This is a genomic window from Tistrella arctica (genome assembly GCF_039630945.1).
GTDB classification, from domain to species: domain Bacteria; phylum Pseudomonadota; class Alphaproteobacteria; order Tistrellales; family Tistrellaceae; genus Tistrella; species Tistrella bauzanensis.
In genome coordinates this window covers 193,283-207,481 of the sequence record NZ_JBBKTV010000003.1, presented here as the reverse complement: position 1 = coordinate 207,481, position 14,199 = coordinate 193,283, and the positions used below count along the sequence as shown (strand labels likewise).

14 protein-coding genes are annotated in these 14,199 nt (G+C 68.2%); 12 read left to right on the top strand and 2 right to left on the bottom strand.

Going from position 1 to position 14,199, the window contains the following annotated elements:
* Nucleotides 1–97: 97 nt before the first annotated feature.
* Nucleotides 98–529, bottom strand: a complete 432-nt coding sequence (locus WG924_RS07800; protein WP_345932453.1) for a hypothetical protein — start codon at nucleotides 527–529, stop codon at nucleotides 98–100.
* A gap of 144 nt (nucleotides 530–673) precedes the next feature.
* Nucleotides 674–880: a DUF1674 domain-containing protein gene (locus tag WG924_RS07795; RefSeq protein WP_345932452.1), complete on the bottom strand. Its 207-nt coding sequence runs from the start codon at nucleotides 878–880 to the stop codon at nucleotides 674–676.
* Between the two features lie 216 nt (nucleotides 881–1,096).
* On the opposite strand from WG924_RS07795, the gene htpX reads away from it, so the two are divergent.
* The 12 genes from htpX (at nucleotide 1,097) to WG924_RS07735 (ending at nucleotide 14,161) form a co-directional block, all read left to right on the top strand.
* The gene (gene htpX, locus WG924_RS07790) at nucleotides 1,097–2,023 is read left to right on the top strand and encodes a zinc metalloprotease HtpX (protein WP_345932451.1); all 927 of its coding nucleotides are present in this window, start codon (nucleotides 1,097–1,099) and stop codon (nucleotides 2,021–2,023) included.
* Complete coding sequence (locus tag WG924_RS07785; protein ID WP_345932450.1) at nucleotides 2,020–3,558, top strand: RsmB/NOP family class I SAM-dependent RNA methyltransferase; 1,539 nt, start codon at nucleotides 2,020–2,022, stop codon at nucleotides 3,556–3,558. Before htpX ends, WG924_RS07785 begins: the two co-directional genes overlap by 4 nt.
* 73 nt (nucleotides 3,559–3,631) lie before the next feature.
* Nucleotides 3,632–4,381, top strand: coding sequence for a ribulose-phosphate 3-epimerase (gene rpe, locus WG924_RS07780; protein ID WP_345932449.1), 750 nt, complete (start codon nucleotides 3,632–3,634; stop codon nucleotides 4,379–4,381).
* 93 nt (nucleotides 4,382–4,474) lie between these two features.
* Nucleotides 4,475–6,595: a heparinase II/III family protein gene (locus WG924_RS07775; protein WP_345932448.1), complete on the top strand. Its 2,121-nt coding sequence runs from the start codon at nucleotides 4,475–4,477 to the stop codon at nucleotides 6,593–6,595.
* Between the two features lie 185 nt (nucleotides 6,596–6,780).
* Nucleotides 6,781–7,227, top strand: a complete 447-nt coding sequence (locus tag WG924_RS07770) for an SUF system Fe-S cluster assembly regulator (RefSeq protein WP_345932447.1) — start codon at nucleotides 6,781–6,783, stop codon at nucleotides 7,225–7,227.
* 180 nt (nucleotides 7,228–7,407) lie between these two features.
* A complete protein-coding gene (gene sufB / locus WG924_RS07765) occupies nucleotides 7,408–8,862 on the top strand; it encodes a Fe-S cluster assembly protein SufB (RefSeq protein WP_372044887.1) in 1,455 nt (484 codons plus the stop codon).
* Between the two features lie 119 nt (nucleotides 8,863–8,981).
* Nucleotides 8,982–9,740: a Fe-S cluster assembly ATPase SufC gene (gene sufC / locus WG924_RS07760; protein ID WP_345932445.1), complete on the top strand. Its 759-nt coding sequence runs from the start codon at nucleotides 8,982–8,984 to the stop codon at nucleotides 9,738–9,740.
* Entirely contained in the window at nucleotides 9,703–11,097 is a 1,395-nt protein-coding gene (gene sufD, locus WG924_RS07755; protein ID WP_345932444.1) for a Fe-S cluster assembly protein SufD, read from the top strand. The genes sufC and sufD overlap by 38 nt, the downstream gene beginning before the upstream one ends.
* Nucleotides 11,094–12,338, top strand: coding sequence for a cysteine desulfurase (locus WG924_RS07750; RefSeq protein ID WP_345932443.1), 1,245 nt, complete (start codon nucleotides 11,094–11,096; stop codon nucleotides 12,336–12,338). Before sufD ends, WG924_RS07750 begins: the two co-directional genes overlap by 4 nt.
* 15 nt (nucleotides 12,339–12,353) lie before the next feature.
* Nucleotides 12,354–12,842 carry a Fe-S cluster assembly sulfur transfer protein SufU gene (sufU, locus tag WG924_RS07745; protein WP_345932442.1) on the top strand — a complete coding sequence of 163 codons (489 nt, stop codon included), beginning with the start codon at nucleotides 12,354–12,356 and terminating at the stop codon, nucleotides 12,840–12,842.
* Nucleotides 12,843–12,953: 111 nt separating this feature from the next.
* On the top strand, nucleotides 12,954–13,319 hold the full coding sequence (locus WG924_RS07740; protein ID WP_229707997.1) for an iron-sulfur cluster assembly protein: 366 nt from the start codon (nucleotides 12,954–12,956) through the stop codon (nucleotides 13,317–13,319).
* A 152-nt stretch (nucleotides 13,320–13,471) separates the two neighbouring features.
* Nucleotides 13,472–14,161, top strand: a complete 690-nt coding sequence (locus tag WG924_RS07735) for an NnrU family protein (protein WP_345932441.1) — start codon at nucleotides 13,472–13,474, stop codon at nucleotides 14,159–14,161.
* Nucleotides 14,162–14,199 lie beyond the last annotated feature (38 nt).

The following is a 14,199-nucleotide window of genomic DNA, read 5'->3' as shown; positions in this document are numbered from 1 at the left end:
GCCACAGGGCCGGGGCGCGCATCGCGAGGCGCGCCCCGGCTCTCTTGTGCCCCGACCCACTTGTGCCCCGACCCAATTGTGCCTGGCGGATGACGGTTCAGGCCGCCCGGCGCGCGGTGGCACGGAACACCAGCGCCACGAACAGGACCGCGCCCAGAACCACGGCGGCGCTGCCGATCTTGGCCAGCGGCTCGCCCAGCCCCGGATTGCCCGAGAACAGGATCACCAGGCCCGCGATCATCACCACCATGCCGGCATGGGCGAGCCCGGCATGCAGCCGGGCCAGCCGGGTGGCGGCCAGATCCGCGCGATCCTTCAGCAGCAGGCCATAGAGGGCCGCCGCCACGAAGCCCAGCAGGTTCAGATGGGCATGAGCGGGCCCATATTCGAATTGATGGGTGGCCGACATCGTGATGCCGGCCACCATGCCGATCACGGCATAGACGGCGGCGGCGCGCAGATGGAAGGCCGCAAGCGGGTTCATGGCCGGCTGGCCCTGTCCCCGCGATACATCTCTGGTGCTGTTCATGAAAAGCCCGCCCTCTCGGCTGTGCTGTGACCTGACGCATGGCATGCGGCCTCTCCGGGCCGATGGTGCCATGCGGCAGAATGCCACAGCCGGTCGCCGCGCCGCCGCCTCCGCGGCGGCGGTCATGAACGACGGTCGACCGGATCAGAAATCAACGCATTTGCCGTTGCGCTCCCAATCGCCATAGCGCACCGGATCGGGGCCCTTGGGGCCGCCGGTCTCGCGCGGGCGGGGGGTATCCGTGGCGGCATCCGCGGCGGGGCGGGGCATACCGGCCGGCAGGGTCGGGGCGGCATCGCCTGCCGGTGCGATGGCGGGGCTGGCCGGGGCGGCCGGGGTCTTGTCGGTCATGGTGTCCGGTTCCTCATGGAAGGCATGCGCCCGACGGGCGGCGGTTTCGCTTGAAGCCATGGTCGATGTCCATATATGTCAGGCGTCTGCAGATGTCAGGATAGGCCGGGCTTCTGCGGATGTCAGGCATCCGGGCACTGCATCCCCCCGGACATCAATTCCGGTATCGGGGCTGGCCGCGCAGCCGGCTGGACCTTCTCTGGGCTGGACCCTCCGATGAACCATATCCGAACGGCTTTGCTGCTTGCGGCCATGACCGGGCTGTTCATGGCCGTGGGCTATCTGATCGGCGGTGGCGGCGGCATGATGGTGGCTCTGGCCATCGCCGTGGTCATGAACGGCGTCGCCTGGTGGAATGCCGACAAGATGGTGCTGCGCATGTATGGCGCGCGGCCCGTGGACCAGCGCTCGGCGCCTGATCTGCATGCGATGGTCGCAAGGCTGGCCGCCAATGCCGGCTTGCCGATGCCGACGCTTTATATCATCGACGAGGCGCAGCCCAACGCCTTCGCGACCGGCCGATCGCCTGAAAAGGGGGCGGTGGCGGTGACGCGCGGGCTGCTGCAGGCGCTGTCGCCCGATGAGGTCGCAGGCGTCGTGGCCCATGAGCTTGCCCATATCCGCAACCGCGATACCCTGATCATGACCGTGACCTCGGTGATTGCCGGCGCGATCGCCATGCTGGCCAATTTCGCGTTCTTCTTCGGCGGATCGCGGGACGAGAACGGCAATGGCAACGCGCTGGGTTTCGTGGGGGTGCTGCTGGTCTCGCTGCTGGCGCCGTTCGCGGCGGCGCTGGTGCAGATGGCGATCAGCCGGTCGCGTGAATATGAAGCCGACCGCATCGGCGCCGATATCTGTGGCCGGCCCGACTGGCTGGCCTCGGCGCTGGAGCGCCTGGAATACGCCTCTCGCCGCGTGGTCAATGGCCACGCCGAACACAACCCGGCCTCGGCCAATCTGTTTATTGTGAACCCGTTGAAATCAAACGCCATCGACAGCATGTTCCGCACCCATCCAACCACTGCCGACCGGGTGGCGCGCCTGCGTGCCATGGTGCCGGGGGCGGGCGCCGCCCGCACCGCCACCGCGACCCCCAGCCCGTGGGGTTCCAGCCGCGCCAGCCGGGGGCCGTGGAATTGACCGGGCCCCAGGACCGTTCGGGCCAGCGGCCCCCTGTCGCCCCGCGGCAGGGGGCCGACGCGCGCCGCGGCACGGGTCACCGGCCGGATGGCCGCCGCCAGGACCCGGCCCCGCAGGGCACCGATCGCACCTATCAGGGTGAACGCGATGGCCGCATTCAGGGCGGCAAGTCCCGCAACGACCGCTATCGTGCCCAGCGCGACCGCGCGGCCGAAGGCGCGCGCAGCTTCCGCGAGCCGACGCCCTCGCGCGCTGTCGCCGCCGAGCTGCTGATGGACGTGCTGGATGACGGCCGGCCGCTGGACGACGCCATCGCCACCCATGCCGGTTTCCACAAGCTGGACCCGCGCGCGCGCGGGCATGCCCGGATGCTGGTGGCGACGGTGCTGCGCCGCAAGGGCGAGTTCGACCGGCTGCTGGCGACGGTGATGGACCGGCCGGCGCCCGAGAAGGCGATGCATGTTCTCAGGCTGGGCATCGCCGATCTGCGGGTGCTGAACACGCCCGACCACGCCGCGGTCGACAATGCCGTGTGTCTGGCGCAGGCCGGTGGCCTGGGCGGGCTGGCCGGGCTGGTCAACGCGGTGCTGCGCCGGATCGCCGCCGAGGGCGATGCGCTGGCCGAGCGCCATGGCATCAGCCCTGTGCGTGACAACCTGCCGCGTTGGCTGCGCGCCTCGTGGGAGGCGTCTTACGGCGTCGAGGCCACCGACGCGATCGCCGAGGTGCTGCTGCGCGAGCCGCCGATCGATATCTGTGTGGCGAAGCCGCGTGACGTCGCCGCCTGGGCCGAGCGCCTGGGTGGCCGGGCGGTCGGTGCCCGCACGGTGCGGATCGAGCGCGCCGAGGGTGGTGTCGACCGGCTGGAGGGATTTGCCGAGGGCGCCTGGTGGGTGCAGGATCTGGCGGCGACCCTGCCGGCGATGCTGCTGGGCGATGTGCGCGGCAAGGTCGTCTATGACCTGTGCGCCGCACCCGGTGGCAAGACCGCGCAGTTGGCCGCCGCCGGTGCCGTGGTCACCGCCGTCGACCGCAATCCGCGCCGGATGATGCGGCTGGACGAGAACATGGCGCGGCTGGGTCTGACCGTGACCTCGGTCACCGCCGATCTGCTGACCTGGAAGCCCGAGACTCTGGCCGATGCGGTGCTGCTGGACGCGCCCTGTTCCGGCACCGGCACCCTGCGTCGTCGCCCCGATCTGGCATGGTCGAAGCGTCCCGATCAGGTGGCGGAACTGACGGCGCTGCAGGAAGATCTGCTGACCGCGGCGATGACCATGGTCAAGCCGGGCGGGCTGGTGGTTTATGCCACCTGTTCGCTGGAGGCGGCCGAGGGCGAGGCGCTGGTCGCGCGCGCGTTGCAGCGCGGGCTGAATGCCGAGCGGGTGCCGCTGGTGGCCGACGAGTTGCCGGCACGCATGGGCATGGCGGTGAACGCGCTGGGCGAGTTGCGCACGACACCGGCCATGCTGGCCGACGCGGGCGGCATGGACGGGTTTTTCGCCGTCCGCTTGCGGCGGCGCGCCGATAGCTGATACCAAGGACGTCAACAGGCCGTGATCGGCTGCCCCGCCGATCACGGTATCCTCGCCGGAGGCTTCAAGACCCATGACCGAGGCACCAGCCAGCCCCGCCCGCGCCGGCCTCAATCACGCCGCGGCCGCAACTCCCAGCCGGGCGCCGATCCGGATCGCGCCATCGATCCTGTCGGCCGATTTCGGCCGGCTGGGCGCCGAGGTGCAGGCCATCGACGAGGCCGGGGCCGATTACATCCATGTCGACGTGATGGACGGGCACTACGTGCCGAACCTGACCATCGGCCCGATGGTGGTCAAGGCGCTGAAGCCATGGTCGAAGAAGGTCTTCGACGTGCATCTGATGATCGCGCCGGTCGACCCCTATATCGCGGCCTTTGTCGAGGCCGGGGCGGATATCGTGACGGTTCATGCCGAGGCCGGGCCGCATCTGCACCGCACCGTGCAACTGGTCAAGTCGCTGGGGGCGAAGGTCGGGGTGTCGCTGAACCCCTCGACCCCGCCCGAGGTGCTGGATTATGTGCTGCCCGACCTGGATCTGGTGCTGGTGATGAGCGTCAATCCGGGCTTCGGCGGCCAGAGCTTCATTCCGTCGCAACTGGACAAGATCCGGATCCTGCGCGCCAGGATCGACGCCACCGGACGCGATATCGACCTTGAGGTCGACGGCGGCGTGACGCCGGAGACCGCTGCCCTGGTCGCGGCGGCGGGCGCCGACGTGCTGGTGGCGGGCTCCGCCGCCTTCAAGGGCGGGGCCGCTGCCTATGCCGACAATATCGCCAGGCTCCGTGCCGGCGCCGACCGCGGCCGGCAGGGGGCTTGAGCCCACCACCCACGCGCCCGCCCACCGCCGACCCCGGCTGCACCCGCCGGCATCATTGACCAGCCCCTTTCACAATCGAGAGACCCGAGGTCCATGGCCGCGACCACGCGCATGCCGCCGTCCGGAAGTCCGCTGCCCGGCGCCGGCGACCGTTTGAGGGCGCTGGCCCATCGCTGGTTCGTGGCGCCCCTGCCCGATGCCCGCGGCCGTATCGGGCGGGTGCTGGTGCCGGTGCGTCCCGGGAACCCCGATCGCGGGGTGGAGATGGTTCAGGGCCGATTTCATCTGGCGGGACAGGTGGTCGAGGCCACCCACAAGCTGGGCCCCGACCCGTATACCCCCGCCGATGACGATGCCGCCGGTCGTGGCGCCGACGAGCCCGATATCGAGCTGACACCGCCGCCGCCGGTGCTGCCGGCGCCGGACCCGTTTCTGGACGATACCGCCCTGCCTGAGGATGCGGCCCTGCTGGAAGGAGGCAGCGTTGCCGTGCCGCCGCCGCCGGTTGCGGCCATGCCGCCGCCGCCGGCTTTGTCGCGCCCCGACTGGCTGCCGGACGAAGCATCCGATGCCTGGCTGGTCGCCTGGCAGGGTTTCACCTGGATGGACGACCTGCGGGCGGTGGCGGGCAGCCACGCATCCCGCGCCCGCGCGCTGGCCCGTGCCCTGGTTGCGGAATGGATCGCCGCCGATCGCGCTGCCTTCGAGCCCTATACGTGGTCGCCGGGCATCGCCGGGCGCCGGCTGGCTGCATTCGCATTGCATGCGGGCTTTCTGATCGACGCCGACGACGACACGCTGCAGGCCGCCCGCACCGACGACCGCCGCCTGATGGCTGCTATGCGTCAGCATGCCGATCGGCTGGAGCGGATGGTGAAATGGCGCGGGCTGGACGGTGTGGAGCGCATCCAGGCGCTGCGGGGCCTGTGGATGGGCCGCGCCGCCCTTGGCGCCGGCCGCCGCAAGCTTACAAAAATTGCCCGACAACTGGCCCTGGCGCTGGGCCGGCAGATCCACGAGGACGGGGTGCATCGCTCGCGGTCTCCCGCCCGTCAGTTGGAACTGTTGTCGGATCTGGTGGAACTGAAGGCGATTGCCGCCGCCCATCATCTGAACATGCCGGGCGAGTTCGACGACGCGATGTCGCGGCTGGCAGCGGCATTGCGGCTGATGCGCCATCGCGACGGCGTGCTGGCGCTGTTCAACGGCACGCCGGAAATTCCGGCGGCCGAGGTCGATGCCGTGCTGGGTCAGATCCCGCCCCGGGGCATGGACCGCCTGGATGGCCGCATCGGCGGGTTCGAGCGGCTGGCCGCGCGCCGCACCACGGTTCTGGTCGATCTGGGCCTGCCGGCGCCGCCACGCGCCGGCCAGACCGGCTTTGCCGGGTTCGGATCGTTCGAGATGTCGACCGGCCGCGAACGGCTGGTGGTGAATTGCGGCGCCTATGTCGCCCGGCCCGGCCCCTGGATGCAGGCGGTGACCCAGGCCGCCGCCCATTCCGGCGTGACGATCGACGAGACCGGACCGGTGCGGGTGGAAGCCGGCAGCGGCGACCGCCGCCAGCGCCGCGACACGCCGCCGGTTGTGGTCGACCGCCGCGACGACGAAGGCGCGCAATGGCTGGAATTCAGCCATCACGGCTTCCGCGATCACGGGCTGGTCCACAGCCGGCGGCTGTATCTGGGCCCGGATGGCGACGATCTGCGCGGTGAGGACCGGTTCACGGCAACCGGGGCCGACGACACGGCGGCACCGTCGCGCTTCGCGCTGCGCTTTCATCTGCATCCGGCCGCCAAGGCATCGCCCATTCAGGGCGGCGCCGCCGTGCTGGTGCGGCCGGTTCGTGGCCCCGGCTGGTATGTCCGGGCCGACGGCGCCTCGATCGCGATCGAGGACAGCGTTCATATGGGCCAGGGCGGCCGGGTGCGCGCCGCCCAGCAGATCGTGGTCAGCGGCGTGACCGAGGGGCCCGAGACCCGCATCCGCTGGGCATTCCAGCAGGTGCAGTCGCGACCCGAGGGGGATGCGCGGGTCAATGCCGCCGCGACTGGCCCCGGCTTCGACACCCGCCCGGCGCGGATCGAGGATGTGCGCGGCGCAGCCGGCGGTGCCAGGGCCGGCACACCGGTGCCGGATGCGGCCGGACCGCCTGAGCCGGCTGTCCCGCCGGGCACACGCCCGGGCGCCGGCGAACCGCCTGCATCAGCGTGAACCCGGCCGCCGGTCCGGGTTTTTTCCCGGCGGCGCCGGGCTTTTTCACGTCGATTGGCCTTGCCATCCGCCGGGGTTTCACCGATATAGGACTTGTGCGGTCCTGATTGCATGGCCGTGGCCCCCGCCTCATCCCGCTCGCTGGCTCACCCGGCTCGCTGGCTCACCCCCCTCAAGATGGCTCGATGCTGAAAATCGCCAAACTGACCGACTATGGCATCGTGGTGCTGACCCACATCGCCCATGCGCCCGACCGGGTTCACCGGGTGACGGAGCTTGCCGATGAGCTGAACATCCCGGCGCCCACGGTCGCGAAGCTGGCCAAGACCCTGGCCCGCGACGGGCTGCTGATCTCGCATCGCGGCGCCCATGGCGGCTATCGTCTGGCGCGGCCCGCGGCCGAGATCCGGGTCGTCGACATCGTCGAGAGCCTGGAAGGGCCGGTGGCGATCATGGAATGCATCGAACATCCCGGCGCCTGCCGGCAGGAAAGCGTCTGCCAGACCCGCGGCAACTGGATCCGGATCAACCGGGCCATCACCCGCGCGCTGGAAGGTATCAGCCTGGCCGACATGGCGCTCGATACCCCGGCGGCGCCAACGATGCCGGCCCTGGCCGAGGCTGAGGTCTAAGGGGCGTGGACGAGATTGGCCGCCGGCCGTCTGGGCGGTGGTGACGAGACGAGTTTTGTTTGAACGAGCATGTTCACCTGATCAGGTGGGTCCACCTGATCAGGATCTGCTCTCTAGGTGCGACGACCCGCGGCCCGATGACGGGCCGGCACAAACGAACGGGCGCGCGGAGGACGAGTGATGACGAGCAAGAACGCAGTCGAGGCGCTGGTCGCCCGGGAGTACGCGGAAGGATTTCACGTCGATATCGACGCGGACAACGTGCCGCCTGGACTCGACGAGAGCGTCATCCGCGTGATTTCCGCCAAGAAGCAGGAACCCGCCTTCATGCTTGAATGGCGGTTGAAGGCTTACAAGACATGGCTGGCGATGGAGGAGCCCGACTGGGCTTTCCTGAAGAAGCCCAAGCTCGATTTCCAGTCGATCATCTATTACTCGGCCCCCAAGCCGAAGACCGATGGGCCGCAGAGCCTGGACGAGGTCGACCCGGAACTGCTGAAGATCTATGAGCGCCTGGGCATCCCGCTGAAAGAACAGGAGCTTCTGGCCGGCGTGTCGAATGTCGCGGTCGATGCCGTGCTCGACAGCGTCTCGGTGGCCACTACCTATAAGGGCAAGCTCAAGGAGATGGGCATCATCTTCTGCTCGTTCTCGGAGGCGGTGCGCGAATATCCCGAACTGGTCCAGAAATATATGGGCTCGGTGGTGCCGGTCGGCGACAACTTCTATGCCGCGATGAACGCCGCCGTGTTCTCGGACGGCACTTTCGTCTATGTGCCGAAGGGCGTGCGCTGCCCGATGGAGCTGTCGACCTATTTCCGGATCAACACCGCCGGCACCGGCCAGTTCGAACGGACGCTGATCATCGCCGAGGAAGGCGCCTATGTCAGCTATCTGGAAGGCTGCACGGCACCGATGCGCGACGAGAACCAACTGCATGCGGCGGTGGTGGAACTCGTCGCGATGAAGGACGCCGAGATCAAGTACTCGACGGTCCAGAACTGGTACCCGGGCGATGCCGAGGGCCGGGGTGGCATTCTGAACTATGTCACCAAGCGCGGTGCCTGCCGTGGCGCCAATTCCAAGATTTCCTGGACCCAGGTCGAGACCGGATCGGCGATCACCTGGAAGTATCCCAGCGTGATCCTGCAGGGTGACAACTCGATCGGCGAGTTCTATTCGGTCGCGGTGGCGAACAACGCCCAGCAGGCCGATACCGGCACCAAGATGATCCATATCGGCCGCAACACCCGCAGCACGATCATCTCGAAGGGGATTTCCGCCGGCCGCGGCCAGAACACTTATCGCGGTCTGGTGCGGATGCAGAAGGGCGCCGAGGGCGCGCGCAACTATACCCAGTGCGACAGCCTGTTGCTGGGCCCCGATTGCGGCGCGCACACCTTCCCCTATATCGAGAGCCGCAACCCGACGGCACAGGTGGAGCACGAAGCCACGACCTCGAAGATCAGCGACGATCAGTTGTTCTATCTGATGCAGCGCGGGCTGTCGGCCGAGGATGCCGTGTCGATGATCATCAACGGCTTCTGCAAGGACGTGCTGAAGGAATTGCCGATGGAGTTCGCGGTCGAGGCGCAGAAGCTTCTGGGCATCACGCTTGAGGGCAGCGTCGGCTGAGGCCGGCGCCCGCGCCGCCATGCGGTTCATCCATCCGATCCGGCCCGCGCGCCACGCGCTGCCAGTTTTGATCCATGCCGGCGCCGGTCGCCGGCCTGACGACCTTGTTCGAGGACACTATGCTCATCATCCGTGACCTGCACGCCCGCGTCGACGGCAAGGAGATCCTGCGCGGCCTGGACCTGGACGTGCGGCCCGGCGAGGTGCACGCGATCATGGGGCCGAACGGCGCCGGCAAGAGCACCCTGTCGCATATTCTGGCCGGCCGTGACGGCTATGAGGTCACCCGTGGCTCCGTCACCTATATGGGGCAGGATCTGCTGGAGATGGCGCCCGAGATGCGCGCCCGCGCCGGCGTGTTCCTGGCCTTCCAGTACCCGGTGGAGATCCCGGGCGTGAACAACACCTATCTGCTGAAGATGGCGCTGAATGCCCGGCGCAAGCATGAGGGCCTGCCGGAACTGGACGCGATCCAGTTCCTGAAGCTGGTCCGCCAGAAGCTGAAGATCGTGCATCTGGACGAAAGCCTGTTGAAGCGGCCGGTGAATGCCGGCTTCTCGGGCGGCGAGAAGAAGCGCAACGAGATCTTCCAGATGGCCGTGCTGGAGCCGAAGCTGTGTATCCTGGACGAGACCGATAGCGGGCTGGACATCGACGCGCTGAAGGCGGTGGCCGACGGTGTGAACACCCTGCGCGATCCGGCGCGGTCGTTCATCATGATCACCCATTACCAGCGGCTGCTGGACCATATCGTGCCCGATTTCGTGCATGTCCTGGCCCATGGCCGGATCGTGCGTTCCGGCGACAAGTCGCTGGCCCTGGAGCTTGAGGAAAAGGGCTATGGCTGGATCGACGAGCTTACCGGCGCGGGGGCCTGAAACCATGGCGGTTCTGGATGCCACCCCTGACAAGCTGGACATGCTGATCGCGGCCCAGGGCCATCATGGCGGTCCCGACTGGCTGGAAGCGCTGCGCGCCCGGGGCCGCGACGGCTTCCGCGCGCTGGGCCTGCCGACCCCGCGCGCCGAGGACTGGCGGAACCTGCGGCTGAACGCGCTCTATGGCCAGAGCTTCACGGCCGGCGAGGGCGCCGTGCCGATGCTGACCTGGGCGCATCTGATGCCGATCGTGCCCAAGGGCATCGATTGCGACCGGATCACCATGGTCAATGGTCGGTTCTCCGCCGATCTGTCGGCGGTGGGCGATCTGCCCGAGGGCGTCCGGGTGTCGGGTCTGGCCGACGCGATTGCCGGAGATGCCGGGCGCATCGAGCCGGTGCTGGGCCGGATTGCCCGCGGTGAGGCCGACGGCTTCGCCGCGCTCAATCAGGCGGCGCTGGCCGATGGCGCGGCGGTGATCGTGCCGCGCGGGGTTGACCTGTCCCGCCCGGTGCATCTGCTGCATCACGCGCTGAGCCCGCGCACCCCCGTGGTGGCGCAACCCCGGATCGTGATCGATCTGGCCGAGAATGCCCGGGCCACGGTGATCGAGCACTGGCGGGGCCTGGCGGGTGAGACCGCCTTCGTCAACGCGGTGATCGAGATCCGGCTGGCGCGCGGCGCCCGTCTGAACCTGATCCGGTTGCAGACCAGCGGCGAGGCGGCCTTTCATATCGACCGGCTGGCGGCATTGGTGGCCGACGACGCGACGCTGAACGTGATCCAGATCGATCTGGGCGCCCGGCTGTCGCGCCACGGCGTCGATGTGATGCTGGATGGGCGCGGAGCTACGGCGACGCTGGACGGGCTGTTCGCGATCGGCGCCGAACAGCAGACCGACACCCGGTCGAACGTCGAGCATCGCCACCGCGACGGCCGGCTGTCGCAGACCTGGAAGGGTGTTGCCGGTGGCCGCGCGCGTGGCATCTTCTGCGGCCGGGTGCATGTGCTGCCGGGGGCCGTCGGCACCGATGCGTCGATGTCGAGCCGCAATCTGCTGGCATCGCGCACCGCCGAGATCCTGCCCAAGCCGGAATTGGAAATTCATGCCGATGAGGTGAAATGCGCCCATGGCGCCACCGTCGGCGCGATTTCCGAACAGGAACTGTTCTATCTGCAAAGCCGCGGCCTGGATGCCGCCGAGGGCCGTCGGATCCTGACCCGCGCCTTCGCCGAAGAGATCGTCGACCGCCTGCCTTTCGAAGACTTCCGCGCGCAGGTCTCGGGCTGGGTCGACCGCCATATGGCCCAGACCGTGCTGACCGACGCGGTCGTGAAGGAGGCGACAGCGTCATGACCGACCAGACGACACGGCCCTTGTATGACGTGGCGCGGATCCGCGCCGATTTTCCGATCCTGGCGACCCAGGTGCGCGGCAAGCCGCTGGTCTATCTCGACAACGCCGCCTCGTCGCAGAAGCCGCGCCAGGTGCTGGATGCCGAGCGGGCGGTGTATGAGACCGGCTATGCCAACGTCCATCGCGGTGTGCACTATCTGTCGGAAAAGGCCACCCAGGCCTATGAGGCGGCGCGCGAGACCACCCGCGCCTGGATCAATGCCGCCTCGACCAACGAGATCGTCTTCACCCGTGGCACGACCGAGAGCATCAATCTGGTCGCGCATTGCTGGGGCCGGACCAATCTCAAGGCCGGCGACGAGATCCTGATCACCCATCTGGAACATCATTCCAACATCGTGCCCTGGCAGATGATCGCCGAGACCACCGGCGCGCGGCTGGTGGTGGTGCCGGTGGATGACCGGGGCGAGGTCGACCAGGAGGCATTCGACCGGCTGATCGGAAGCGGCCGGGTGAAGGTGATGTCGGTCGCCCATGTCTCGAACGCGCTGGGCACCATTCTGCCGGTGCGGCGGATGATCGAGGCGGCCCACGCGGCCGGCGCGATCGCGGTGATCGACGGCGCCCAGGCGCTGCCGCATCTGGCGGTGGACGTTCAGGCGCTGGATGCCGATTTCTATGCCATGTCGTCGCACAAGGCCTATGGCCCGACCGGCTTCGGCGTGCTGTACGGCAAGCTGCCGCTGCTGAAGGCGATGCCGCCCTGGCAGGGCGGTGGCGACATGATCGAGACGGTGACCTTCGAGAAGACCACCTATGCCGAGCCGCCGGCGAAATTCGAGGCAGGCACCCCGCATATCGTGGGCGCGATCGGCTTTGCGGCCGCGCTGGATTATATCGCGGGCATCGGCGTGGGCGCGATCGCGGCCCATGAGCATGATCTGACCGCCTATGCCCATGAACGACTGTGCGAGATCAACCGGCTGAAGATCATCGGCGAGGCGCGCGACAAGGCCGGGGTGGTGTCGTTCACCATCGACGGCATCCACCCGCATGACATCGGCACCATCCTGGATCAGCAGGGCGTGGCGGTGCGCACCGGCCATCACTGCACCCAGCCGCTGATGGTGCGCTTCGGCGTGCCGGCGACGGCGCGGGCATCGTTCGGCATGTACAACACCCGGGACGAAGTGGATGCTCTGGTCGACGGCCTGCGCAAGGTCGTGAAGTTCATGGGCTGAGGAAGGACCGCCGCGATGCCGGCCGATGCTGCCGCACTGGATGACGATCTGCGCCTGCTGTATCAGCAGGTGATCCTGGACCACAACCGCAACCCGCGCCATGCCGGCCGGCTGGATCCGGCCGATGCCACGGCCCATGGTCACAACCCGCTGTGTGGCGACGAGGTGACCGTGGATCTGCGGATGGATGGCGACCGGGTGGCGGCGATCGCCTTCAAGGGGCGGGGCTGCGCCATTTCGACCGCGTCGGCGTCGATGATGACCGATGCGGTGCTGGGCCGGAGCCGCGACGAGATCGCGACGCTGTTCACCCGGTTTCGCGATCTGGTGACCGGCATCGATCCGCGGGCGCTGGACGACCCGGAGGTCGAGGCGGTGCTGGGCGTGCTGGCGGCGTTGGGGGGCGTGCGTGAATTTCCCAGCCGGGTGAAATGCGCGACCCTGCCCTGGCACACGCTGGCCAGGGCGCTGGGCGGTGGCGGTGGTGGTGTCAGCACCGAATGAGTGGACAGGACGGGCCACCGATACCGACAGGCGGTGCGCCCGACCACACCAGACCAAGCCCGCACAGATGGGCGACGTGATGACGACGGGTTTTGAACGGAAGCAGGCGATATGACCGAAAACACCTCGACCATCCACAGCGGTGGTACACAGACCGGCGGCGACGTCGGCACCGGCGACCTCGAAACGGCGGTCATCGACGTGCTGCGTAGCTGCTATGATCCTGAAATCCCTGTGAACATCTATGATCTGGGCCTGATCTACGAGGTCCGGATCGATGGCGGCGATCAGGCCTATATCCGGATGACCCTGACCTCGCCGATGTGTCCGGTGGCCGAAAGCCTGCCGGTGGAGATCGAGACCAAGGTCCGCGACATCGGCCGGCTGTCGGATGTGACGGTCGAGGTGGTCTGGGATCCGCCATGGACGCCCGAGCTGATGAGCGAGGATGCCCGGCTGGAACTGAACATGTTCTGATCCTGCCGCCAACCGCGCCTCCCCGGCCCCGATCTCTCCCGGCCTGCACCGGTCGGGCCAGCCCCGGCCCCGCTGTCATGATGCGGGATTGAACCCGGGGCCGGTCCCGGTCATGCTGGCGTCGGGGAAAAGGCGGGGAAGGTCTCATCACAATGGAACTTATCGGTCTCGCCATCGGCGCCGCGCTGTTCGCGATCACGCATCTGGTGCCGGGCATACCATCGGTGCGCGCCGGTCTGGTGCGGTCGCTGGAGGAAGGCCCTTATCGCGCCGCCTATTCGATGGTGGCGATCTTCGCGCTGGGCATCATGATCTGGGGCTATGCCTCGGCGCCCTATATCCCATTATGGGACGGAACCGGCGCCCCGCGGCATCTGGCCTTTCTGCTGATGCTGGTGTCGGTGCTGTTTCTGGTGCTGGGCGTGACCCAGCGCAACCCGACCATGGCCGGCAGTGACGGCAACACCGGCGGCCCCGGGGCGATGCGGGCTGTGGGCGTGCTGAAGATCACCCGCCACCCGGTGATGTGGGGGATCATGATCTGGGCGGTCGCCCATATCCTGGCCAATGGCGACCTTGCCACCACCATCATGGCCGGCACGATCCTGCTGGTCGGTTTCGTGGGCACGCGCTTCATCGAGATGCGCAAGCGCCGCGCGGTGCCGGTGTCGTGGGCCATGTTCACCGCCACCAGTTCCTATGTGCCTTTCGCGGCCATGTTCAGCGGCCGCGCCAAGGGCGCGTTCGGCGAAATCGCCTGGTGGCGCTGGCTGGTGGCGCTGGTGGTTTATGCGGCCCTGTTCGCCGGTCACCGCTATATCGCCGGGGTGGCATTGTATTGAGACGGTTGTATTGAGCCGGGGCCGCGATCATGGGCCGC

Bases quoted from the DNA above. Each gene is read 5' to 3' on its own strand.
- sufD (WP_345932444.1), top strand. From the start codon at position 9,703: ATGGCTGGATCGACGAGCTTACCGGCGCGGGGGCCTGAAACCATGGCG.
- WG924_RS07800 (WP_345932453.1), bottom strand. From the start codon at position 529: ATGAACAGCACCAGAGATGTATCGCGGGGACAGGGCCAGCCGGCCATG.
- rpe (WP_345932449.1), top strand. From the start codon at position 3,632: ATGACCGAGGCACCAGCCAGCCCCGCCCGCGCCGGCCTCAATCACGCC.
- sufU (WP_345932442.1), top strand. From the start codon at position 12,354: ATGCCGGCCGATGCTGCCGCACTGGATGACGATCTGCGCCTGCTGTAT.
- htpX (WP_345932451.1), top strand. From the start codon at position 1,097: ATGAACCATATCCGAACGGCTTTGCTGCTTGCGGCCATGACCGGGCTG.
- WG924_RS07740 (WP_229707997.1), top strand. From the start codon at position 12,954: ATGACCGAAAACACCTCGACCATCCACAGCGGTGGTACACAGACCGGC.
- sufC (WP_345932445.1), top strand. From the start codon at position 8,982: ATGCTCATCATCCGTGACCTGCACGCCCGCGTCGACGGCAAGGAGATC.
- WG924_RS07770 (WP_345932447.1), top strand. From the start codon at position 6,781: ATGCTGAAAATCGCCAAACTGACCGACTATGGCATCGTGGTGCTGACC.
- WG924_RS07795 (WP_345932452.1), bottom strand. From the start codon at position 880: ATGACCGACAAGACCCCGGCCGCCCCGGCCAGCCCCGCCATCGCACCG.
- WG924_RS07775 (WP_345932448.1), top strand. From the start codon at position 4,475: ATGGCCGCGACCACGCGCATGCCGCCGTCCGGAAGTCCGCTGCCCGGC.
- WG924_RS07750 (WP_345932443.1), top strand. From the start codon at position 11,094: ATGACCGACCAGACGACACGGCCCTTGTATGACGTGGCGCGGATCCGC.
- sufB (WP_372044887.1), top strand. From the start codon at position 7,408: ATGACGAGCAAGAACGCAGTCGAGGCGCTGGTCGCCCGGGAGTACGCG.
- WG924_RS07735 (WP_345932441.1), top strand. From the start codon at position 13,472: ATGGAACTTATCGGTCTCGCCATCGGCGCCGCGCTGTTCGCGATCACG.